Genomic DNA, 4,977 nt, shown 5'->3' with positions numbered 1-4,977 from the left:
GCCCTTCGGCCTGAAGACCTACTATGACGACCGCTGGGTCGGCCGCTATCAGGCCGTTTCGACGAACCTCAAGGCGCCGGCGGTGACGCTCGCCCTGGCGTACAAGATCGACGACACGCTGTCGATCGGCGCGAGCTTGATCGCGCAGCGCCTGCGCGCGGAACTGAAATCGGACATCAATCTCGGCACGATCCTCATGCAGCCGACCGGTGGCGCGCTGCTGCCGCAGGAGGCTGATGGCCAGGGCGGGCTCAAGGGCGCCGACTGGGGCTTCGGCTTCGGCTTGGGAGTGCTCTGGAAGCCGACGCCGGCGGATCGCGTCGGCTTCAATTTCCACTCGCAGATCGACCACACGATCAACGGCAAGGCGACTTTCCTGATACCGTCGAATCTGCTGCCGCTGTTCGGCGGCGCATTCACCAACACGACCGGCACGGCCGACGTCAACACGCCCTGGTTCGCCAGCGTCGGCTGGTGGCATACGGTGAACGACCGCTTGAGCCTCGGCGCCGACTTCAGCTTCACGCACTGGTCGAGCTTCAAGGAACTCGTGATCTCGTACCAGAATGCGGCGCAGGCGCCGTACAACCGGCCGACGCTGTTCAACTACAAGGACAGCTGGTCGGGATCGCTGGGCGGCGAATACAAGCTCGACAATCAATGGACGCTGCGCGCCGGTCTCGGCTACGACAAGACGCCCACGGTCGACGAGACGCGCGACCCGCGCGTGCCGGACGGATCGCGCACGGGCGTGGCGCTGGGTCTCGGCTACAAGATGAGCGACACGCTGCGTTTCGACGCCGGCTACTATCACCTGTTCGTCGAGGACGGCAAGATCGACCAGACCAGCGCGACGTTCGACCATCTCGTCGGCAAGACCAAGAACGACGACAACACCTTCGCGATCTCGGCGCAGTTCCGGTTCTAGGAACGCAGGTCGACAACGACAGAAAAGGGCGCGAGCAATCGCGCCCTTTTTCGTTGATCAGTAAGCGATGCCGACGCGGCGCATCAGCTTGGCCACGATCCACGCCGGGCCGATCAGCAGATAGGCAAGGTCGGTCAGGAACGAGGGTTTCCTGCCCTCGATCTTGTGGCCGATGAACTGGCCGATCCAGGCGACGACGAACACGGCGATCGCCAGCCACATCAATTGCGTCGCGCCGAGCGCACGGTACAGCGCTTCGGTGACGAGGCCGAGCACGACGAACACCGCGAGCATGGCGAACGCGAGCGCGCGCGACAGGCGCAGGTAGAACGCGAACGCGAGCACCATCGCCAATGCGGCCCAGAGTCCGGCGCGTCCCACCATCACCGGTACCGGCACGACCCAGAGCAGCGCGATCACGGTCCACAGGATCGCCGGCACGCAGATCCAGTGGATCGTGATGTTGGTCGGGTTGCGATGATCCTCGCTGTAGTTGCCGAGCCAGCGGTCGACTTCGCGGCGTGCGTCGCCACCGGCGGGGAAAGCGGCTTCGTTCATGACGGTCCTCGAGTGCGTGTTTCGCTGCATCGAGCATAGCGCGCACGCCTCGCGCTGCAAGGGCCCATGCAGCAGCGAAGCGTGGGCATTCAGGCCATCGTCGAACGCCACAGATGCAGCACCGCATAGGCGCGATAGGGACGCCATGCCTGCGACATTTCCTCGAGCGCCTTCGTTGCCACCGGCTTGCCGTCGCGCGCAACGGCCTTGCGCAGCACGATGTCGCCCGCCGGGAACGCGTCGGCTTGGGCGAGGCCGCGCATCGCCAGGTAGTACGCGGTCCAGTCGCCGATGCCGGGCAGCGCGGTCCACATCGACACGAACTCGGCCAGCGGACGCTCGCGGCGGAAATCGACGCGGCCGTCGCGCGCTGCCGCTGCGATCGCGTGCAGCGTAGCGATGCGCGCGCCGGTGATGCCGAGTCCGCCGAGTTCGGCCTCGGCCAGCGCGGCGGGCGTGGGAAACAAATGCACTTTTCCGCTCTGCGGCGTATCGACTTGGTGGCCGAACTTGCGCACCACGCGCTCGGTCAGCGTGCGCGCGGCCGCGACCGTGACCTGCTGGCCGAGCACGGCGCGGATCGCGATCTCGAAACCATCCCAGCCGCCGGGCAGGCGCTGGCCGGGGTGCTTCGCGATGCAGGCTTTCAGGTGCCGGCGCCGGCCGAGATGCGCGTTGATCGCGGTGATGTCGGCATCGAGGTCGAACATGCGACGCACGCGCGCTGCGATGTCGGGGAAACATGCCGTATCGGCGAAATCGATGTGCAAGTCGAGCGCGTGACCGCGCTTTGCCCGTGTGACGGCGAATTCACCGACCTTGCCGTCGAGGATGAAGATGCGCCGATAGCTCGCGTCATCGACACGCTCGACGCCCGGGATCGCGCGCTTGGCGAAGAAGCCGAGCAGGTTGGAGAAATCGTGCGGCGGCTGGTATTCGAGACGGATCTTTTCGCTCACGCCTCAGAATCCGTAGCGCAGGAAACCGCCGTCGACCGCGATGCACTCGCCGGTGATGTATGCCGCTGCGGGCAGGCATAGGAAGGCGATCGCCGCGGCGACTTCCTCGGGCTCGCCGATGCGGCCCATTGGCGTGCGCTCGAGCACCTCGTCGAGGTATTCCTCGTTGGCGAGCTTGACCGCGGTGCGCTGCGTGCGGATGTACCACGGCGCGACGGCGTTGACGCGGATGCCGTCCTCTGCCCATTCGCAGGCGAGGTTCCTGGTCAGTTGCGCGAGCGCGGCCTTGGTCATGCCGTAGGGCGAGCCGGTGCGCACGTGGGTCAGGCCGGACACCGAACTGACGTTGACGATCGCGGCGTTGCCGTGCTCGGCAAGCTGCGGAAAGGCCAGACGGCTCATCTCGAACGCGCTCATCACGTTCGTCTCGATCAGCGCGCGCACTTCGTTTTCCGTGTAGTCGAGGGTCGGTTTGCCGACATTGCCGCCGGCATTGTTGACCAGGATCGACAGCGGCAAGTCCAGGTCCGCGATCCAGTCGAACACTTCGCGCCGCTGTTCGGCGTCGGCGACGTCGGCGGCGAAGGAAACGATGTCGCTGTCCGGGAATTCTTCGGCCAGTTCGGCGCACACCGAGTCGAGATGCGCTTCGTCGCGCGCGACCATGAGCACATCGGCGCCGAGCAACGCGAGTTCGCGCGCGGTGGCGAAGCCGATGCCGCGGCTCGCGCCCGTGACCAACGCGACCTGCCCATCCAGTCGCCAGCGTGCGGTATTTGTCGTCATGGCTGTCTCCTTCGGCGAAGCGTGATCGCCTTGCCTGTACACGCAAGACTCCACGGCGCAAACTTTAGCGACTGGTTGCGGAGTCCGCCATGCGTGTCGCCAATTTATCGATTCTCGTCCTCGCCGCGCTCTCCGTTTCTTGCTCGCGCGGCACGCCGCCACCCGCACCTGCGGCGCAGCCGAAGCCGGCCGAGAGGCAGAAGACGGTGATCGACGCCCAGCTCAAGGCCCTCGACAAGGCGAAGGCCGTGCAGGGCACGATCGACCAGCAGAAGAAGGACATGGACAAGAAGCTGGAGGACGCGGGCGGGTGATCCCAGCGCGACTGTGTACTGGTCCAGCTGAACCCCGCCTCATCGAACATCCCTGTACTGTCCGAGATGAGTTCGCCGTCTTGAAGCTGGATCCCGTGTCATCGGCCATCCCTGGCCTGCACGGGATGAGTTCATCCTGAACTCACTTGATCTCGCAGAAACAGTAGGCGAACACGCCGACCTTGTTCGAATCGAGCGAACGCAGCAGCTTGAGCTGGCCCTGCACATCGGGCTGGGCGAGCAGGGTGCGCATCGACTCGGGCAAGAGGTTCTGGACGAAACTCGCCGAGGCGTCGTTCGACAGGCTGACGACGAACCGCTCCCACGTCGACAGCGATTTCTCGACGTAGCGCACCTGGTAGTTGTCGCCGAGCTTCGCAGCCTGCGCCGCTGCGGTCGTCGCTTCACGCAGGCCGCCGAGCTGGTCGACGAGGCCGCGCTCCTTCGCCTGCGCACCGCTCCACACGCGGCCGCGTGCGATCGCGTCGATTTCCTCGGGTTTCTTCTTGCGCGCCGCGGCGACCTTGGTGATGAAATTCTGGTAGCCCTTGTCGATGATGCTCTGGATGATCTCGCCGACCTTCGGGTCGAGCGCGCGGCGCGGATCGAGCGCGCCGGCGAGCGAGGTCGTGCCGACGCCGTCAGTGTGCACGTTGAGCTTGGCCAGCGTCTTCGGGAAATTCATGAACAGTCCGAAGATGCCGATCGAGCCGGTGATCGTGGTCGGCTCGGCGAAGATCTGGTCGCCGTTCATCGAGATCCAGTAGCCGCCCGAAGCGGCGACATCGCCCATCGACACGATGACCGGCTTGCCCGCCGCCTTGGTCAGTTCGATCTCGCGCCGGATCAGCTCGGAGGCGAACGCGCTGCCGCCCGGCGAGTTGACGCGCAGCACGACGGCCTTGACGTTCTTGCTCTCGCGCGCCTGGCGCACGAGCTTGGCGGTCGACTCGCCGCCGACCGTGCCTGCGGCCTGGTCGCCGTCGAGAATCTCGCCCTGGGCGACGACGATGCCGACCTGCGGGCGTGCGTCGAGCGGGTTCTCGCGCTCGGTCAGCGCGGCGTAGTCCTGGAAGTCGATCTGGCGGAAGCTGTTTTCTTCCTTGACGCCCTTCTGGATCAACAGCGCTTCGGCCTCGTCGCGCGTGGCGAGTTTGTCGACGAGCTTGGCATCGAGCGCGAGTTTGGCGAGGTCGCCGTTCGCGGCCTTGATCGAGGTCGCGTAGTTGTCGATCTGCGCCGCGATCGCCTTCGGATCAAGCTTGCGCGCCGCGCCGATTTCCTTGAGGTAGTCGCCCCAGACGCCGTTCATCCAGTACAGATCGGCTTCCTTCGATTCGGGCGAAGCGTCGTTGCGGATGTACGGCTCGGCGAAGGACTTGTACTCGCCGACGCGGAACAGGTGCACGTCGACGCCGAGCCAGTCGAGCGC

At 65.6% G+C, this 4,977-nt stretch carries 6 protein-coding genes; 2 read left to right on the top strand and 4 right to left on the bottom strand.

Annotated features, from left to right (window positions below; all coding sequences use genetic code 11):
- The coding region (locus VF497_RS15590; protein WP_330890379.1) for an OmpP1/FadL family transporter at positions 1-928 on the top strand (928 nt) is incomplete at its 5' end.
- 57 nt (positions 929-985) lie between these two features.
- Here the strand turns inward: VF497_RS15590 and VF497_RS15585 are convergent.
- From VF497_RS15585 to VF497_RS15575, 3 genes are all read right to left on the bottom strand, one after another.
- Complete coding sequence (locus VF497_RS15585; protein ID WP_330890376.1) at positions 986-1,486, bottom strand: DUF962 domain-containing protein; 501 nt, start codon at positions 1,484-1,486, stop codon at positions 986-988.
- A gap of 89 nt (positions 1,487-1,575) precedes the next feature.
- On the bottom strand, positions 1,576-2,445 hold the full coding sequence (locus VF497_RS15580; RefSeq protein ID WP_330890374.1) for a DNA-3-methyladenine glycosylase: 870 nt from the start codon (positions 2,443-2,445) through the stop codon (positions 1,576-1,578).
- Positions 2,446-2,448: 3 nt separating this feature from the next.
- A complete protein-coding gene (locus VF497_RS15575) occupies positions 2,449-3,231 on the bottom strand; it encodes an SDR family oxidoreductase (protein ID WP_330890373.1) in 783 nt (260 codons plus the stop codon).
- An 89-nt stretch (positions 3,232-3,320) separates the two neighbouring features.
- On the opposite strand from VF497_RS15575, the gene VF497_RS15570 reads away from it, so the two are divergent.
- Entirely contained in the window at positions 3,321-3,545 is a 225-nt protein-coding gene (locus tag VF497_RS15570) for a hypothetical protein (RefSeq protein ID WP_330890370.1), read from the top strand.
- Between the two features lie 142 nt (positions 3,546-3,687).
- On the opposite strand, the gene sppA is transcribed toward VF497_RS15570, so the two are convergent.
- A partial coding sequence (sppA, locus tag VF497_RS15565; protein WP_330890368.1) for a signal peptide peptidase SppA occupies positions 3,688-4,977 on the bottom strand: 1,290 nt, incomplete at its 5' end.

It is taken from the genome of Rudaea sp. (assembly GCF_036383415.1).
Classification (GTDB): Bacteria; Pseudomonadota; Gammaproteobacteria; order Xanthomonadales; family Rhodanobacteraceae; genus Rudaea.
Note: the sequence above shows the minus strand (reverse complement) of the source record. Positions and strands in the feature narration are given on the sequence as shown.